A 16,740-nucleotide genomic window follows, 5' to 3' on the forward strand; every position below is an offset into this window, starting at 1 on the left:
ACTCCCGGGCTATCCGCCCGGGGCGCGCCGTGACGCGGGTCTCATCGCCACGGCGGCCAATTACGCTGAGACCATGGTTACTGTCGAAGAACTGTTCGCGATCGATGCCCTGCTCTCCGCGGAGGAGCGCGAAATCCGGGACACCGTCGCGGCCTTCGCGGCGCAGCGGCTGCGCCCGCACATCGCCGACTGGTTCGAGGCGGGCACCTTCCCGGCTCGCGAAATCGCCCCGGAACTGGGCAAACTCGGCCTGCTCGGCATGCACCTCGAGGGCTACGGATGCGCCGGGATGTCGGCGACGGCCTACGGCCTGGCCTGCCAGGAACTGGAGGCGGTCGATTCCGGCGTGCGCAGCATGGTGTCGGTGCAGGGCTCGCTGGCGATGACCGCGATCCACAAGTTCGGCTCCGAGGAGCAGAAGCAGCGATGGCTGCCGGATATGGCCGCGGGCGCCGCGCTCGGTTGTTTCGGACTGACCGAACCCGACTTCGGCTCCAACCCCGGCGGCATGCGCACCAGGGCCAAGCGCGACGGCGACGACTGGGTGCTCAACGGATCGAAGATGTGGATCACCAACGGCTCGGTGGCCGATGTCGCGGTGGTCTGGGCCTACGCCGAAAACGGCGACGCCAAGCCCGTGGTGCGCGGTTTCCTGGTGCCCGCGGGAACGCCCGGCTTCACCGCGCGCGAGATGCACCGCAAGCTCTCGCTGCGCGCGTCGATCACCGCCGAACTCGACTTCGACGACGTGCGGCTGCCCGCCGACGCCGTGCTTCCGGAATCGAGCGGACTGAGCTCGCCGCTGGCCTGCCTGAGCGAGGCCCGCTTCGGCATCATCTTCGGCGCACTCGGCGCGGCCCGCGACTGCCTCAGCGCCGCTATCGACTACGCGAGGTCCCGCGAGGTGTTCGACAAGCCGCTGGCCGGCTACCAGCTCACCCAGGGCAAGCTCGCCGACATGGCGCTGGAACTCGGCAAGGGCCAGCTGCTCGCGGTGCACCTCGGCCGGCTCAAGGATCGCGGCGAGATCAGCGCCGAGCAGATCAGCGCGGGCAAGCTGAACAGCACGCGGGAGGCCATCGCCATCGCGCGCGAGTGCCGCACCATCCTCGGCGCCAACGGCATCACCCTCGACTACCCGGTGCTGCGGCACGCCAACAACCTCGAGTCGGTGCTCACCTACGAAGGGACCGCGGAGGTGCACCAGCTCGTGCTCGGCAAGGCGCTCACCGACGCCAACGCGTTCCGCTGAATTACACGCGAGTAATTTGCTGGATCAATTACCGTGCGTCGATCGGCAATTAGTCGAATATCACATTTTGATATACCTCCGCCGATTGCTAGCATTGCCGGGTGTTTTTGCTTGGACCCGCGCTGCTCGAAGTGTCGGCGCGCCGAATGCTGAACCGCCTGCACACGACGCACGGGGCGCCGGCGCGTACCGCCGCCGCGGAATTTCCCGCGGTCTCGGCGGCGCTCGATCAGCACGCCGCCGCCGTCCGCGACATCCTCGACTTCGGCGTCGACGACGCTTCCTCGGTGCCCGCCGAGGTGCTGCTCGCCGGATACGTCCGCGGGTTGCTCGACCATGTCGGCGAGCCGGACGCCGCGCCCATGACGAGCGACGCGCCCGTGGACGCCTCGGGCTGGGTCCAGGCCGACTGGTTGCAGATGCGACTCGCGGGCGTCTGCCAATTCGCGGGTAACCAGCCTCCCCGATAGGCGTTGTCGCCTCAGCACGTCGAACTCGGCGACACCGGGCTACTTCGCCACCTGACCAGCTCGGTCCATCGCGGCCCACGCTAGGCACACCTTCGGCGACGGGCAATCGCGGCCCCCGGCTGAGACCCACAGAACGAACGTCCGCCCCGGGCGGACCCGGGGCGGACGTCTCGATTTCCAGCATTTACCGCGGCTCGGGCGATTCCCCGCCGTACTCGGTGTACTCGCTGCCGCCCTGCGGGTAGCCGCCCTGGCCACCCTGCGGATACGTGCCACCCTGACCACCCTGCGGATAGCCGCCGCCCTGGCCGCCCTGCTGTGGATAGGCGCCACCCTGACCACCCTGCTGCGGATAGGCGCCCCCCTGACCGCCCTCCGGGTAGCCGTGCCTGCCGCCCTCGCGGTAACCACCGCCCTCGGGATATCCGCCGCGCTGCCCGCCCTGCGGATAGGCACCACCCTGACCACCCTGCGGGTAGCCGCCGGGACCCTGGCCGTACCCCGCGCCCTGGCCCTCGACGTAACCGCCCTGCTGCTGCGGGTAACCCTGCTGGCGCCCGCCCGCCATGGCCTCCTCCGGCGCCAACTGCTGAGCACTCGCGGGCTGAGTCGCCCACTGCTGTTCGCGGGACGCGTCCTCGCGGCCGCGCTGGTACGCCTCCGCATGGCCGCGCATCGCCGGCACCTCCTGCTCGAGGTTGCGCAGCCAGCTGTCCCAGCGCCGCTGCATCGGCCGGACGAGACCGCCGCCGACACCGACCACCAGGATGCCGCCGATGGTGGCGAGCACGGCGATCAGGATGGGCGTGGTGACCGTGGTGGCGACGCCGATCTGGTTCAGCGCCGCGATGATGCCGACACCCCAGACGAACACCGAGGCCAACGTGCCGAGCATGCGGCCGTAGGACAGGCCGCCGAGGGCATTGGTGACCAGTTCGCGGACCGCGTGCGCGATGGCGCCCGCGACGACGATGATGACGATCGCGACCGCGGCCTTGGGCAGCCAGGACACGATGCCGTCGAGCAAGTCGCTGACCGGATTCGGCCCGAACACACCGAACCCGAGTTGCAGCGCGATCAGCAGGATCGCGTAGTAGGCGAGCTTGGCGAGCAGGTCCGACGCGTCGTATTTACTGCGCTCGAGCATCTTTCTCACCCCGCCGCGCTCGACGAGTCGATCGAAACCGACCCGCTCCAGCACTTTGTCGACGATCGTCGCCACCGCCTTCGCGACGATCCAGCCGATCAGCAGGATGACGAGGAAGCCCGCGAGCTTGGGCACGAACGTCGCGATGGAACTCCACGCGTCCGAAAACCCTTGCTGGAAATCGATAGCCAAACTGGAGGTATACACCGCGCCCTTCCCTTCGCTATCCGATTACGCCAGGGCGATTGCCGAGGCGACTTTCCAGGCCGGTTATACCCCTGAAAATCGGCGGAAATCCCGAATTTGCGAAGAAATTGCCCGTTTCGACATAGCTCTCGAGCAGGCGCGCACACGCCGCGGCCGAACTCGCCGCCGAGGGCTGATCGAAGCCCATGGGCCGCGCGAAATGGACTGCGCACCAGAAAATTTCGCGTCACGGCGAAATCGCGACGAAGCCGACCATACGGGCACCGACGCCGACCATACGGGCACGGACGCCGAGGCCCTCGTCACCGCGGACCAGGCCCTGTCTCGAAGTCCCATCCGGCGCACCGGCCGGACTTCGTGACACGGCCTAGCGGTAACACCGAGCGCACAGCCCCCGGACTGCGTGCGCGGCGTGGCTGGTCAGTGACCGATGCGGCCGGTGCTCAGGAAGCCGAGCAGGTCGTGGCGGGTGATGACGCCGACCGGCTTGCCGTCCTCGACGACCATCAGCGCGTCGGTGTCCGACAGCGCCTTGGTCGCGGCGGAGATGAGCTCGCCGGAACCGATCAGCGGGAACGACGGGCTCATGTGCTCGGCCACCGAATCGGTGAGCTGCGCGCGTCCTTCGAAGACCGCGGAGAGCAGGTCGCGTTCGGTGACGCTGCCCGCGACCTCACCGGCCATCACCGGCGGCTCCGCACCGACGACCGGCATCTGGGAGACGCCGTACTCGCGCAGGATCTCGATGGCGTCGCGCACCGTCTCCGACGGGTGAGTGTGCACCAGATCGGGCAGCTCGCCGGACTTGCCGCGCAGCACGTCGCCGACCAGCGGCTCGGGGCTGCCGTCGAGGCGGGTGCGCAGGAAGCCGTAGGAGCTCATCCAACGGTCGTTGAAGATCTTGGAGAGGTAGCCGCGACCGCCGTCCGGCAGCAGCACGACGACGACCGCGTCCGGGTCGCGCCGCGCCACCTCGATGGCGGCGACGACGGCCATGCCGCAGGAGCCACCGACCAGTAGACCCTCCTCGCGGGCCAGCCTGCGGGTCATGTCGAAGGAATCGGCGTCGGAGACCGCGATGATCTCGTCCGGCACGGCGGGGTCGTACGCCGACGGCCAGAAGTCCTCGCCGACGCCCTCCACCAGATACGGACGGCCGGTGCCGCCGGAGTAGACCGAACCCTCCGGGTCGGCGCCGATGACCTTGACCTTGCCGCCGGAAACCTCCTTGAGGTAGCGACCGGCGCCGGTGATGGTGCCGCCGGTTCCGACGCCCGCGACGAAGTGGGTGACCTTGCCTTCGGTGTCGCGCCAGATCTCCGGGCCGGTGGTCTCGTAGTGGCTCTGGGGGCCGCCGGGGTTGGAGTACTGATCCGGCTTCCACGCGCCGTCGATCTCGCGGACCAGGCGGTCGGAGACGCTGTAGTAGCTGTCCGGGTGGTCCGGCGGCACGGCGGTCGGGCAGACCACGACCTCGGCGCCGTACGCGCGCAGCACGTTGCGCTTGTCCTCGGAGACCTTGTCCGGGCAGACGAACACGCACTTGTAGCCGCGCTGCTGCGCGACGAGCGCCAGTCCGACGCCGGTGTTGCCGGAGGTTGGCTCGACAATGGTTCCGCCCGGCTTCAGCAGCCCCGCCTGTTCGGCGGCGTCGATCATCTTCACCGCGATGCGGTCCTTGGCACTGCCGCCCGGGTTCAGATATTCGATCTTGGCCGCCACGAGCCCGTCGGTCGGGCCGACGACATTGTTCAACCGGACCAGGGGCGTGTTGCCGATGAGGTCCACGACGTGATCCGCGATGCGCATAGCCCTATCGTTGCAGAAGGCCCCAGCGGCATGAGCGACGGTCCCGGAGGCGGCAGCGCAGCGTGACCACGCAGGGGCCCGGGAATGCCGCCCAAACCAACACCGCGGCATGAGCGACGGTCCCGGAGGCGGTAGCGCAGCGTGACCACGCAGGGGCCCGGGAACGCCGGGGATAGGAAACACTGTGAGTTCGCGCACGTGAGCCCGGAGCGTCCCCTCGGCGACACGCCACATGGTCGGCCGAGCGCCCTTAAGATCGGGAAACATGAGGCAGCCCACTATCGCTCGCGCCGCAACCGTCCTCGCCGCGACGGCGACGGCCGCGCTGATCGGGACCGCGCAGGCAAGCGCGGGCACGGTGTCGTTCCCGCCCGTGCCGACCACGGCGCACGGCGGACTCTGCTGGACCACCATTCAGACATGGGCCGACACCAGCCCCGAGTGGCCGGGCCGCGCCATTCTCAACGTCCGCGCGCTGCCGGTCGCGGGTATCGGGCCCGGCCTGTACCCGCTCGCGCCGCTGTGCGAGGTGCGCACCACCGTGGCATGGCGCAACCTGAACACCGGTGCGACCGGCGCCTACGAGAACACGGTGGTCACCGGTATCTACGGCAGCATCCAGTACGCGCTGTTCCAGGACACCGGCCCGGGCCGCATCGAAGTCACCGTCACCACCGATGCGCTGAGCATTCCCGCGCGCGGCACGTTCGACGTGATCTGAGGCGTTACTCGGCCTCCCGACTTCGTCGCGCCGAGCCCGTAAAATTTCGGGCGTGGGAGCACCTCGGATCAGCTGGCGAACGGCCGTCGTCACCGGTGCTGCGACGTTGCTCGCGGGTTCCGGGGCGGGCACCGCGTCGTGGGCCGCGTATCGGCTGCTCATGGCGCAGGCCGGCGCCGCGCGCGGCGTGATCGGCCGCGACACCTCCAAGCCGCCGGAGGCGGACGGCATCTACACCGCGGGTTGCGTCGCGCCCGAGCCGTGGCGTACCGGCAAGCACGCCGACCTGCACCTGATGATCTTCGGCGACTCCACCGCGGCCGGTGTCGGCTGCCTGACCGCCGACGGCGTGCCCGGCGTGCGCATCGCCCGCGCGCTCGCCGAGGCCAGCGGGAAACGAATCCGGTTGAGCACCAAGGCGATCTCCGGCGCCACCTCCAAAGGTCTCGCCGGACAGGTGGACGCCATGTTCGTGGCGGGACCGCCGCCGGACGCCGCGGTGATCTTCATCGGCGCCAACGACATCACCAAGAAGCACTCCATCAGCGCCTCGGCGCGCAGGCTCGGCGCCGCGGTGGCCCGGCTGCACCTGTCGGGCAGCGTCGTCGTGGTCGGCACCTGTCCCGATCTGGGGACGGTGTCCGCGATTCCGCAGCCGCTGCGCACCATCGTGTGGAACTGGAGCGTGCGACTGGCCAGGGCGCAGTTCGCGGTCACCATCGCCGCGGGCGGACACCCGGTAGCGCTGGGCGAGCTGGGCCGGGAATTTCGCACCGCGCCCGAGCAGATGTTCTCCGCCGACGGCTTCCATCCCTCGGCCGCCGGCTACGAACTCGCCGCGGCGCGGGTGCTTCCCGCGCTGCTCGCGGCCCTGGAACAGCGGGGGCTGAACACCGACCGTGGCGCGCACGGCCTGCGCCGCGGACTCGCGGCCCGGCTGCGCGGGCTGGTTGCCCAGAAATCCGGCGCGGTCGCAGCGGACGACGCCGAAGCGCGCAATGGCCGGGGCGACGTTCCCGGCGCTCGACAGGTTCGGTACACATAGAGGTGCCAGTACAAAACTGAGCAGCAAGTACGAAGGAGCCCTCATGCCAGAGGCAGTTATCGTTTCGACCGCCCGCTCCCCCATCGGCCGGGCCCGCAAGGGTTCGCTGGTCGACATGCGGCCCGACGACCTGACCACCCAGATCGTGCGCGCGGCGCTCGACAAGGTTCCTGCGCTCGACCCGACCCAGATCGATGACCTGATCCTGGGCTGCGGCTCCCCGGGCGGCGAGCAGGGCTTCAACATCGCTCGCATCGTCGCGGTGCAGCTGGGATTCGACACCCTCCCCGGCACCACCGTGCACCGCTACTGCGCTTCCTCGCTGCAGTCCACCCGGATGGCCTTCCACGCCATCAAGGCGGGCGAGGGCGACGTATTCATCTCCGCGGGCGTCGAGACCGTCTCGCGCTACGTCAGCGGCTCGGCCGACAGCTGGCCGAACACCCAGAACCCGCTGTTCGACGAGGCGCAGGCCCGGACCGCGAAGACCGCCGAGGGCGGCGCGGGCGTGTGGCACGACCCGCGCGAGGACGGCCTGATCCCCGACGCCTACATCGCGATGGGCCAGACCGCCGAGAACGTCGCCACCTCCACCGGCATCAGCCGCGAGGACCAGGACCGCTGGGGCGTGCGCTCGCAGAACCGCGCGGAGGAGGCCATCAAGAACGGCTTCTTCGAGCGCGAGATCACCCCGATCACGCTGCCGGACGGCACCGTGGTCTCCACCGACGACGGCCCGCGCGCCGGCGTCACCTACGAAGCCGTCTCCCAGCTGAAGCCGGTCTTCCGTCCCGACGGCACCATCACCGCCGGTAACTGTTGTCCGCTCAACGACGGCGCCGCCGCGCTGGTCATCATGAGCGACACCAAGGCCAAGGAACTCGGCCTGACCCCGCTGGCGCGCATCGTGTCCACCGGCGTCTCGGGCCTGTCGCCGGAGATCATGGGCCTCGGCCCGATCGAGGCCGTCAAGCGCGCGCTGGCGCTTGCGGGCAAGACGGTCGGCGACATCGACCTGTTCGAGATCAACGAGGCCTTCGCCGTGCAGGTGCTCGGCTCGGCTCGTGAGCTGAAGATCGACGAGGACAAGCTGAACGTCTCCGGCGGCGCCATCGCCCTCGGCCACCCGTTCGGCATGACCGGCGCCCGCATCACCACCACGCTCCTCAACAACCTCCAGACCTACGACAAGCAGTTCGGTGTGGAGACCATGTGCGTCGGTGGCGGCCAGGGTATGGCGATGGTCATCGAGCGGCTGAGCTGATAGTTCGTTTCGCCGACGACAAGGGCGGCCACCGGGTTTACCCGGTGGCCGCCCTTTGTTTGCATTTCGACCGCAGCCGTCAGGCTGGACGGCCTCAGTCGGTGAGGCCGCGGATTCAGCCCGCGGCCGGTCGTCAGTCGTTCTGGAAGTAGCTCAGCAGTCGCAAGATCTCGACGTAGAGCCAGACCAGCGTGACGGTCAGGCCGAGCGCCACGCCCCAGGCCGCCTTCTCCGGCGCCTGCGCGCGGATCAGCTGATCGGCGGCGTCGAAGTCGAGCAGGAAGCTGAACGCGGCGATCGCGATGCAGACCAGGCTGAACACGATGGCGAGCGGGCCACCGTCGCGCAGGCCGAGGCCGCCGTCGATGAAGAAGCTCGCGATCAGGTTGCCGAGCATGAGCACGACGACGCCGATGAGAGCGCCGACGATCATGCGGGTGAATCGCGGCGTCACGCGGATCGCGCCCGTCTTGTAGACGACGAGCATGCCCGCGAACACACCGAAGGTGCCCAGCACGGCCTGCACGATCAGCGTGCTACCGCCCGCACCACCGAAGGTGATGTCGGTGAACATGAACGACAGCGCACCCAGGAACAAGCCCTCGGCGACCGCGTAACCCAGCACGATCGCCGGGTTGTCCATCTTGTTGGCGAAGCTGGCGATCAGCACGAGCACCAGGCCGACCAGACCGCCGACGATGACGAACAGCGGCGCGAGGCTGGTGTTGGCCGTGGTGAGGCCGTAAGCGATGATCGCCGACAGGGCGAGCACGCCCAGCGTGATGCCGGTCTTGGTCACCACGTCGTCGATCGTCATGGCCCGGTGGGTGGGCGGGGCCTGCTGATAGGGCTGCTGCTGGTACTGGTTGGGGTACTGGTTACCGAACTGCTGCCCGAACTGCCCGGCACCCGCTACACCCGAACCGAAGTTGGCGTAGCCGCCGCCCTCTTGCTTGGGCAGATTCTTGAAGACCGGATTGCTTGTGGTGCGCACCGTGAGTGCCTTTCTGGAGTCGTTGCCGCTGTCTGCCGAGCCGTCGCTCGATATCCAACTGCCTGGTCCAACGTTCGGCACTCGCGTCGAGTTCCCGAGCCGTTCGCCGAGGCGGACAATTCGGACTCTACCGTTGCCGGACGTCGTGCAAGCCACGCACCGACCGTGTCACCGTGAACTTCCGGTTTCGGCCGATCACCTCGGTGCGCCCGACCATCCGCTCGACCACACCGCGATAGTTGAGATGGGTGTTGTACACCGTCCAGAGTTCGCCGCCGGGGCGCAGCACGCGACCGGTTTCGGCGAACATCTTGATGGCCGAGCCGGTGTGCACCGCCGCGCCGACGTGGAACGGCGGGTTGCACAGCACGAGATCGGCGCTGTTGTCGGCGGCCGAGGACATCGCGTCGTCGCGCACCACCGTCACCCGGTCGGCGACCTCGTTGGCCGATGCCGTCGCCCGCGCCGAGGCCACCGCGGCAGCCGACTGATCCGTGCCGACCACCCGCAGCGCCGGGCGCGCCTTGGCGAGCGCCACCGCGAGGATGCCGGTGCCGCAGCCGAGGTCGATGGCGTCGCGGGCGTCCGGCTTCATCCACTTCAGGTGCTGCAACAGGAATCTGGTTCCGATGTCCAGACGCGGACCCGAGAACGCCGCGCCGTGGGCGACGACTTCGATGCCGACCTCGTCGAGGCATTCGCGCACCGGAAACCGCGGGTCGCCAACGGGTTTCGGACCCTCGACGAGAAGCGTGCGCGACTTCTGCCTGCCCCGGCTGGCCAGGACGGTCGAAAACGACTCGGCGAGTACGTCGTTCATCGACTTGGTCAGATACTTGTCGCGCCCGCCCGCGATCACGCTCACCCCGGGGGCGGCGTATCGCGCGATCGCGTCGGCCACCTCCGCGAGACCCGCGAGCACCCTGGGCAGCCGGAGCAGCACCACTTCGACGCCGCTCAGCAGTTCCTCGGTGAGCGCGTGCGCGGTATAGCGGTCGGCCAGGCCGAGCGTGCGGGCGTTGTTGGCCAGCGCCAGCTCGCCGGTGAGCAGATCTTGGTGCACCCGGACCTCGCGCAGGTCGTGCCTGGCGATCGCGCCGAGCGTCAGCGCGCCGTAGTTGTCACCGATAACGGCTATCTTTCCGCTACCGGCTGTCTCGATCGCGTCCGCGGCCGCGTCGAGGATCAACCGGTCAGCGGCATCGACGGCATAGAGGTTCAGCGCCTCCACATCCGGATACCGCCGCAGTCGGCCAAACACGTCCTCGAGATCGTCCACACGTCAAGTGTGCTAGATCGTTGCCGCATAGTCGCGCGCGGCCCGGCAAATAGAGATTCCGGTGTCGCACCGCGGCTCGTGGCTCGGTACGAGACCCTGTGTCGCAAGGAAACTCGCGCAGGGTCGGGTGCGACGCGGGCTGCGGACACGCGACGGGAAAGAGACCTTTACCGGCGGCAAGTATCCGGAGCTCCGGTGCCGAGCCAGGTTCGCGCTCCAAAACTACTGCCCAGCAACCGATCACCCGGGGCCATGCGGCTGCGACGTGCCGCTGTCCGCGCGCAACCATCCTGAACGTTCCCGACAATTGTCCCGGCCGGGACCGGCCACCCGGCCGCTGCGGTAGGGACCGGGCGGCTCCGTCGTCACCGTCCGAACAAGCAATCCGCGCGACACGCGGAGGGCACACGCCAGGTCCGTCATTGTCCCCCGATCCGGCGAAGCCGCTGCGTAGCATCAGCCCCATGCGCAACAGGATGGTGTTGGCGGTCGCCGTCACGGCGGCCCTGATCGCGGGCTGTGACGACGGCGAATCGGTCTCGGCCACCTCGACTCCGCCGCCGACGACGACCGGCTCGCTCGTCGAGGCGCCCGTGCAGCCGCCGGGCGACGCGGGTCCCAAGCGCGGCACCCCGTCCGGCAATGCCGCGCTCACCGTCACCGATCTGCGCATCGGCCACCATTCCGGCTTCGACCGCGTCGTCTACGACCTCGGCGGCACCGGAACCCCCGGCTGGATCGTGCAGTACACCGATCAGGCGGTGCAGGACGGCAGCGGCAACGTCCTCGAGGTGGCCGGACAGTCCGTGCTCGAAGTCCAGATCACCGGATCGGCCTACCCCTTCGACAGCGGCGTCACCCCCTACTCCGGCCCCGATCCCGCCACCGACCCGAGCGCCCCGGGCATCGCGGGCGTCTACCGCACCACTGTCTTCGAGGGCACGACCCAATCCTTCATCGGGGTCAACGCCGATCGCCCTGCCTTCTCGGTCACCACGCTGTCCGATCCGACCCGCCTTGTGATCGACATCGCCACGTCCTGAATCGCCGGAAAGCGGATACGAGCAGCGGCGACTCACCCATACGCACAGGGGGTACAGGTAACTTCTCCGGTCGCCCGCTACCCTGTTCGATGTGACCGCGCCGCACGCCGCCAAGCAGGCATCCGGGTTCACCCGGCTGCTGGGTGTGGTCGCCCTCATCGCAGGAATCGCGGCCATGCACGTCGGCATCTTCACCACCCCCGCCGCTGCCATGCACCACTCGACCAGTGCGGCAGCCGGATCGCCTGCGGTCGCGTCTGCCGCCGCCGTTGCCTCCACACCGGCCCGCCATGCTGCCTCCGGCTCGGCGCACCACGGTGCCGCCACCTCGACCGCCCCCATTGCCCCGCCCCCCGCCGCGCGGATCTCTGACAGCGACCACCGTTCCGGGTCCGCCGACCAGGCCCACGCGGTTGCCCGGAGCGAATCTTCGGCGGGCGCCGCCGCCCAACCCGGGTGCGCCGAGTGCGGCGACGGCCACGCCGGTCTGCACGCCTGCGTCTTCATCCTGACCGCGCTCGCCCTGGCGGTCCTGCTCGTTCTGCTGTACCGGATCGCGGGCGATCACCTCGTGGGTGGCCCGAAGCCGCGGCACCGGCGGCCCAGACGTGAACGCCCACCGCCCTGGACCGTGTTGTCCCTGGCCGAATTGTCGATTCTGCGGATCTGACAGGTCCACCGCGTCCGTGATCAACCACGGCCGTGGTTCCGTCCTGCCCTCGTAAACCGTGCTTTTCGCAATTCCCAAGGAGTTCGACCATGTTCATCACCCGTACCCGCATCACGATCGCCGCCGTCGCGTCGGCCGCCCTGCTGTTCGCCGCCGGATGCGGCGACGATTCCGATTCGACGTCCGGCACCGACCACGGCGCGTCGTCGAGCACCACCGCGGCGGCCACCTCCGCCGCCCGGACCGATTTCGACAACGCCGATGTGACGTTCCTGCAGATGATGTACCCGCACCACGCGCAGGCGGTCGAGATGGCGAAGCTGGTGCCCGGCCACACCGAGAACCCGCAGCTGCGCGCCTTGGCCGCGGAGGTCGAGAAGGCGCAGGCGCCCGAGATGGAGCAGATCAGTGCCCTATTGCAGAGCTTCGGCAAGCCCGCGCCGACCGCGGGCGGCGGGCATGAGGGTCACGGCATGCCGGGGATGATGTCGGCCGAGCAGATGACCGCGCTGCAGGCCGCTTCCGGCCCCGCGTTCGACGAGATGTGGCTGGAAATGATGATCGAACACCACACCGGCGCGATCGATATGGCGAAGACCGAACTGGCCGACGGCGTCAATCCCGACGCCCAGGCGCTGGCCCGCACCGTGATCGCCGCGCAGGAAGCGGAGATCGCCACCATGCGCGCCATGCTCGACCAGAACTGACCGTGCGACCGGTCCGCATCGCCGCCGACCCGGGTGCGATGCGGACCGGTCGGACCGGTTCGGCCCCTGCGATATCGGTTGGCCATCGATATCGCACGGCCAGCTGTTCGGCCCGGTCGCGCACAGTAACGTCGTAAGGTCCGGTCTCGTCCGCGGCTGGACGCACCGAGGGGAAGGCGAACGGACATGCGACGACTGGAACGCGCGAGCCTGGCCGCCGCAGCGGCGGCGACCGCGAGCGGCATCATCCTCATCGGCGCCTGCTCCACGCAGGTCACCGGCAATCCCCAGGTCAACCAGACCGAGTTGGCCGCGTACACCTCCGAAGTCGCCGCCTCCTCGGCCGCCGCGTCCTCGTCGCGGGCCGCCGCCGCCGAACGCGCGGCAGGGGCGGCCTGCGACGCCTTCGCCGCCGCGAACGAGAGCTCGGTGGACTCGTTCAACGCCTACATCGACGCCAGCAACAACAACGCGCCCGACGCGGAGGCCAAGGCCAACGACGCCGTGAACACCTTGCGTACCAACGCGCGCAACGTAGACCAGAAGTTGACCAGGGACGTGCCCCCGGACGTCGCGAGCAGCCTGCGCTCCTACCGCGACGACACCAACAACCTCGCCGATCTACTCGAACGCCGCGTCGACGTCGACACGCTCAACGACGCCATCGACCAGTTCAACGGGACCAAGAACGCCGCACGCGAGGTCTGCCGAGCCCACTGATCCGCCCCCTCACCACGCCGCAGGCTGCTGCTCGTAGCTCGAACGTTGTTGTTGCGCAAGCCGATTCCGCCGCTCGAACAAGAGCAACCCCGTACCCGCCAGCAACGCGGCGCCCGCGACGACGGCCGCGAACAACGCCCATCCCTCCGCGCCGAGGGCCGCGATGGCGATGGTGACGACCACGGTGAACAACCCAACCCCGACCAGCACGAGACCGACCCCGTTCCTGGCGTCGGCCATCGTCTCCCCGGGTCGCGGTTCGGCCGTGCGAGCGATATCCGGTGCGTCGTCGAGCGGGGGAATCTCCCACGCTCCGTCGGATGCCATGATGCGACCACCTCGTTCAGCGGATCGATAGTGTCGCTGGCTGGATGCCCAGCCTTCTCGCGCCGAAACTGTCCGCATGACAACCACTTCGGCGCAGGGTGGTCGCTCAGCCAGCTAGCGCGCGACCACGCAGGTCACCGTGGTGACCGAATCTCGATACAGCGCCGATCAATTCGTTGAGAAACGGACCCGGCTGTGGCAGCTCGTAGCCTGGCGGCCACAGCCAGCGGCGCTCGTCCGAGGTGGGCCGACTGGCTTCGCTGAGCAGCGGCAGCGCGACCTGTTCACCCCACTCCACGATCCGCACGTCGGCCTCGGCGAGCACGGGCCGGTGCGCCTGCTCGCCGGTGGGGATGCCCGCGGTGAGGAAGACCCACCGGCCGGTGTCCGGGTCGACGAACACGGGCCCGGCGTGCTGCGCGGGCTGCAACAAGGTCTGGAGGCGCGCGCCTAGCGGCTCGGGCATCGTCACGACCCCCGCAACGCCCACCCGCAGGACCACCTGGGTGCCCATGATCGCGACGGGGAATCGGTACATCTCCCGATAGGTCACGAAGGTCTGCCGCAATGTCATCGTCGCCATCCACCTTCCACGGATCGGCAGGCTTGTGGAATCGATCGCGGCGACATCGTCCCGCCACATCGCGATCCCTTTCGATATTCGCTGCGCGGGTCGGGCCCCGGCAACGCGTTCGGCGATCGCTGGGGAAATCACCAGTGCGGCGCGCGCCGCCCTGGAGATCCCACAACGCCCTGCGACGTGATTGGCGGATGCGATCGCGGGTAACCGGCGGACATGGAGCTACTGGTGATCATCGGGATCGCCGTGCTCGTCGGCGCGGTGGTCCTCTATCGAAAGATGTCCGGACGGCGACCCGAGTCGCCGGAAACCCCCGGCAACGACGGGAAGTGATTCCCATGTCGGCAATGGACCCCGATCCCGCGCGCACCCCCGATCTGGAACCCGGCGGCGGCGTCGCACCCGGCTCGACCCCGCCGGAAACGGCACAGACCTCAGGCCTCTCCGCACCGGAGCCGCGCACCAGGCACCGGTTCCCCGGAACGGGTGTGGCCGCGATGGCGGTCACGATCGCCTTGGTGGTCGTTTTCGCCGTGGTCGCCATCGCGATAATCGTGTCGCTGATCTGACCAGGGGCGGCCGGTCAGGTGCGCCGCGTGCGTACCTAAGATACAACTTGTGTCTAAGACGTACTCATCGGCCGAGCACGCCTATCGCGAGGTGAAAGAGCGCATCCTGTCGGGTGCGCTGCCCGGTGGCGAGCTGATCAGCGAGGGCGAGATCGCCACCGCGCTCGGCACCTCGCGCACGCCTGTCCGCGAGGCGTTTCTCCGGCTGGAGACCGAGGGGTGGATGCGGCTCTACCCCAAGCGCGGCGCGCTGGTGGTGCCGATACCGCCCGACGAAGCCGAGCATGTCGCGCACGCCAGGTACGTCGTCGAGACCGCGGCCGTTCGCACGCTGGTGGCGACCGGCCCCGGCGCCGTGGAGGCGTCGTTGCGCGCTTCGCTGGATCGGCAACGCGTCCTCGCCGCGGGTCGCGACCTGGACTCTTTCGCCGTCGAGGACACCGACTTCCACCGCAGCTACGTCGTCGCGGCGGGCAATCCGCTGCTGACCGGCTTCTACGACTCGCTCCGGGAGCGGCAGCGCCGGATGAACAGCGTCGCCCTGCGCCGCGGTCGGCTCGACATCGACCGGATCATCGACCAGCACGTCCGCCTCACGGAGCTCCTGATCGGCGGTGACGTCGACGGTTTCGCCACGGCGCTGGTCGAACACCTCGCCGGTGTGCACCAGCTGGAACTACGGGGCCTGTGATGGCGACCCTGACCGCTCTACGTCCCACCGAATCTCCCACCTCGACCAGACGGTGGTGGGGCGTCGCCGCCGCCGTGTTCGCCATCGCCTGGGGCGGGAACGAGTTCACTCCGCTGCTGGTCATGTACAAGAGCCACGGCCTTCCGCTGACGACGGTGGACCTGCTGCTCTTCTACTACGTCCTCGGCATCGTCCCCGCGCTGCTGATCGGCGGCCCGCTTTCCGACCGCTACGGCCGCCGTCGCCTCATGCTGCCCGCGCCGCTGATCGCGGCCGGCGGCTCCTTGCTGCTGGCCGTCGGCTCCGATTCGGTGCCCGCGCTCGCGGCGGGACGGGTGCTGTGCGGTGTCGCGCTGGGCCTGGCGATGGCGGTGGGCAGCAGCTGGCTCAAGGAGCTTTCCCAGCCGCCGCATGGGCCGGTGGTGCCCGCGGGAACCGGTGCGCGACGATCGGCGATGAGCTTGACCGGCGGGTTCGCCGTCGGAGCGGGTGCAGCCGGGGTGCTCGCGCAGTGGGGGCCGCTGCCCGGCTCGCTCACCTATCTGATCAATGCGGCGCTGTGCGTTCTCGCCGCCGCTTGGATGTCGCGTGCGCCGGAAACGGTTCTGTCTCAGTATGATTCGAAGCGGCTCATCGACGATCTGAAGATCCCCGCCGCGGGCCACCGCCGGTTCCTGTGCATCGCCGTGCCCGCGGCATTGTGGTTGTTCACCTCCGCGGCAACGGCTTACGCGGTGATGCCGACCTTGATGCTGCCGCACGTGAGTGGCGCGCCCATCGCGTTCTCGGCGTTGATCACCGTCATCACGCTGGGTTGCGGATTCGCGATCCAGTCGGTGGCTCGGCGCATCGACCGCCCCGGCACCGCGCGCGCCGCAGCGGTCGGGCTTTCGTTGGTCACCTGCGGAATGCTCGCCGCGACATGGGCTTCCGGTGTTCTCACGCTCGGCGCGACCATCTGCACCGCCGCCGTTCTCGGTGCGGGATATGGGATCGGACTCGTCGCCGGGTTGCAGGAGATCGAGCGCATTGCCCGGCCGGATGACCTCGCGGGGCTCACGGCGGTCTTCTACTCGGTCAGTTACGTGGGATTCGGTGTGCCCGCGGCGCTTTCGTTCCTGCATCAGAACGTGGAGTGGAGTTATCCGTCGATGTACGCCGGGCTCGCGGTTGCGGCGGCGGGGTGCTTGGCACTCGTGTTGCGCAACTACCGCAGCAGCTGATCACCGAGCCGCTTCGGAAGAT

19 protein-coding genes are annotated in these 16,740 nt (G+C 69.0%); 13 read left to right on the forward strand and 6 right to left on the reverse strand.

Annotation, left to right across the window (positions count from 1 at the left end):
* Positions 1 to 73 precede the first annotated feature (73 nt).
* Positions 74 to 1,252, forward strand: coding sequence for an acyl-CoA dehydrogenase family protein (locus ABZV58_RS21825; RefSeq protein WP_355001975.1), 1,179 nt, complete (start codon positions 74 to 76; stop codon positions 1,250 to 1,252).
* A gap of 101 nt (positions 1,253 to 1,353) precedes the next feature.
* Entirely contained in the window at positions 1,354 to 1,722 is a 369-nt protein-coding gene (locus ABZV58_RS21830; protein WP_355001976.1) for a DUF6401 family natural product biosynthesis protein, read from the forward strand.
* Between the two features lie 184 nt (positions 1,723 to 1,906).
* Here the strand turns inward: ABZV58_RS21830 and ABZV58_RS21835 are convergent, their stop codons facing one another.
* The gene (locus ABZV58_RS21835) at positions 1,907 to 3,004 is read right to left on the reverse strand and encodes a hypothetical protein (RefSeq protein WP_355001977.1); all 1,098 of its coding nucleotides are present in this window, start codon (positions 3,002 to 3,004) and stop codon (positions 1,907 to 1,909) included.
* On the opposite strand from ABZV58_RS21835, the gene ABZV58_RS21840 reads away from it, so the two are divergent.
* Positions 2,997 to 3,437 (forward strand): hypothetical protein, encoded by a 441-nt coding sequence (locus ABZV58_RS21840; protein WP_355001978.1) that lies wholly within the window; start codon positions 2,997 to 2,999, stop codon positions 3,435 to 3,437. The genes ABZV58_RS21835 and ABZV58_RS21840 overlap by 8 nt on opposite strands.
* Before the next feature lie 59 nt (positions 3,438 to 3,496).
* On the opposite strand, the gene ABZV58_RS21845 is transcribed toward ABZV58_RS21840, so the two are convergent.
* Positions 3,497 to 4,885 carry a cystathionine beta-synthase gene (locus tag ABZV58_RS21845; RefSeq protein WP_355001979.1) on the reverse strand — a complete coding sequence of 463 codons (1,389 nt, stop codon included), beginning with the start codon at positions 4,883 to 4,885 and terminating at the stop codon, positions 3,497 to 3,499.
* Positions 4,886 to 5,150: 265 nt separating this feature from the next.
* Here ABZV58_RS21845 and ABZV58_RS21850 point away from each other — a divergent pair, with 265 nt between their 5' ends.
* The 3 genes from ABZV58_RS21850 to ABZV58_RS21860 are packed head-to-tail and all read left to right on the forward strand — an operon-like array spanning position 5,151 to position 7,915.
* On the forward strand, positions 5,151 to 5,606 hold the full coding sequence (locus ABZV58_RS21850; RefSeq protein WP_355001980.1) for a hypothetical protein: 456 nt from the start codon (positions 5,151 to 5,153) through the stop codon (positions 5,604 to 5,606).
* A 52-nt stretch (positions 5,607 to 5,658) separates the two neighbouring features.
* Positions 5,659 to 6,651 carry an SGNH/GDSL hydrolase family protein gene (locus tag ABZV58_RS21855; protein WP_355001981.1) on the forward strand — a complete coding sequence of 331 codons (993 nt, stop codon included), beginning with the start codon at positions 5,659 to 5,661 and terminating at the stop codon, positions 6,649 to 6,651.
* Between the two features lie 43 nt (positions 6,652 to 6,694).
* A complete protein-coding gene (locus tag ABZV58_RS21860) occupies positions 6,695 to 7,915 on the forward strand; it encodes an acetyl-CoA C-acetyltransferase (protein ID WP_355001982.1) in 1,221 nt (406 codons plus the stop codon).
* 133 nt (positions 7,916 to 8,048) lie between these two features.
* Here the strand turns inward: ABZV58_RS21860 and ABZV58_RS21865 are convergent, their stop codons facing one another.
* Together ABZV58_RS21865 and ABZV58_RS21870 are read right to left on the reverse strand one after the other, a co-directional pair.
* Positions 8,049 to 8,909 carry a Bax inhibitor-1/YccA family protein gene (locus ABZV58_RS21865; protein WP_355001983.1) on the reverse strand — a complete coding sequence of 287 codons (861 nt, stop codon included), beginning with the start codon at positions 8,907 to 8,909 and terminating at the stop codon, positions 8,049 to 8,051.
* Positions 8,910 to 9,036: 127 nt separating this feature from the next.
* Positions 9,037 to 10,188 (reverse strand): methyltransferase, encoded by a 1,152-nt coding sequence (locus ABZV58_RS21870; RefSeq protein ID WP_355001984.1) that lies wholly within the window; start codon positions 10,186 to 10,188, stop codon positions 9,037 to 9,039.
* Positions 10,189 to 10,652: 464 nt separating this feature from the next.
* Between ABZV58_RS21870 and ABZV58_RS21875 the strand changes: the two genes are divergently transcribed.
* The 4 genes from ABZV58_RS21875 (at position 10,653) to ABZV58_RS21890 (ending at position 13,328) form a co-directional block, all read left to right on the forward strand.
* Positions 10,653 to 11,231, forward strand: coding sequence for a hypothetical protein (locus ABZV58_RS21875; protein WP_355001985.1), 579 nt, complete (start codon positions 10,653 to 10,655; stop codon positions 11,229 to 11,231).
* Positions 11,232 to 11,322: 91 nt separating this feature from the next.
* Positions 11,323 to 11,901 (forward strand): DUF6153 family protein, encoded by a 579-nt coding sequence (locus ABZV58_RS21880; RefSeq protein WP_355001986.1) that lies wholly within the window; start codon positions 11,323 to 11,325, stop codon positions 11,899 to 11,901.
* Between the two features lie 89 nt (positions 11,902 to 11,990).
* Entirely contained in the window at positions 11,991 to 12,608 is a 618-nt protein-coding gene (locus ABZV58_RS21885; protein ID WP_355001987.1) for a DUF305 domain-containing protein, read from the forward strand.
* 186 nt (positions 12,609 to 12,794) lie between these two features.
* Positions 12,795 to 13,328 carry a hypothetical protein gene (locus tag ABZV58_RS21890; RefSeq protein ID WP_355001988.1) on the forward strand — a complete coding sequence of 178 codons (534 nt, stop codon included), beginning with the start codon at positions 12,795 to 12,797 and terminating at the stop codon, positions 13,326 to 13,328.
* Between the two features lie 9 nt (positions 13,329 to 13,337).
* Here the strand turns inward: ABZV58_RS21890 and ABZV58_RS21895 are convergent, their stop codons facing one another.
* Both ABZV58_RS21895 and ABZV58_RS21900 read right to left on the reverse strand, forming a co-directional pair.
* Positions 13,338 to 13,655 (reverse strand): hypothetical protein, encoded by a 318-nt coding sequence (locus ABZV58_RS21895; RefSeq protein ID WP_355001989.1) that lies wholly within the window; start codon positions 13,653 to 13,655, stop codon positions 13,338 to 13,340.
* 106 nt (positions 13,656 to 13,761) lie between these two features.
* Positions 13,762 to 14,229: a hypothetical protein gene (locus tag ABZV58_RS21900; RefSeq protein ID WP_355001990.1), complete on the reverse strand. Its 468-nt coding sequence runs from the start codon at positions 14,227 to 14,229 to the stop codon at positions 13,762 to 13,764.
* A 344-nt stretch (positions 14,230 to 14,573) separates the two neighbouring features.
* Here ABZV58_RS21900 and ABZV58_RS21905 point away from each other — a divergent pair, with 344 nt between their 5' ends.
* From ABZV58_RS21905 to ABZV58_RS21915, 3 genes are read left to right on the forward strand one after another with little or no spacing between them, the layout of a single operon-like run.
* Positions 14,574 to 14,804, forward strand: a complete 231-nt coding sequence (locus ABZV58_RS21905) for a DUF6480 family protein (protein ID WP_355001991.1) — start codon at positions 14,574 to 14,576, stop codon at positions 14,802 to 14,804.
* Positions 14,805 to 14,853: 49 nt separating this feature from the next.
* Positions 14,854 to 15,495 carry a GntR family transcriptional regulator gene (locus ABZV58_RS21910; protein ID WP_355001992.1) on the forward strand — a complete coding sequence of 214 codons (642 nt, stop codon included), beginning with the start codon at positions 14,854 to 14,856 and terminating at the stop codon, positions 15,493 to 15,495.
* On the forward strand, positions 15,495 to 16,718 hold the full coding sequence (locus ABZV58_RS21915) for an MFS transporter (protein ID WP_355001993.1): 1,224 nt from the start codon (positions 15,495 to 15,497) through the stop codon (positions 16,716 to 16,718). Before ABZV58_RS21910 ends, ABZV58_RS21915 begins: the two co-directional genes overlap by 1 nt.
* Positions 16,719 to 16,740 lie beyond the last annotated feature (22 nt).

It is taken from the genome of Nocardia sp. NPDC004654, assembly GCF_040609595.1.
Classification (GTDB): domain Bacteria; phylum Actinomycetota; class Actinomycetes; order Mycobacteriales; family Mycobacteriaceae; genus Nocardia.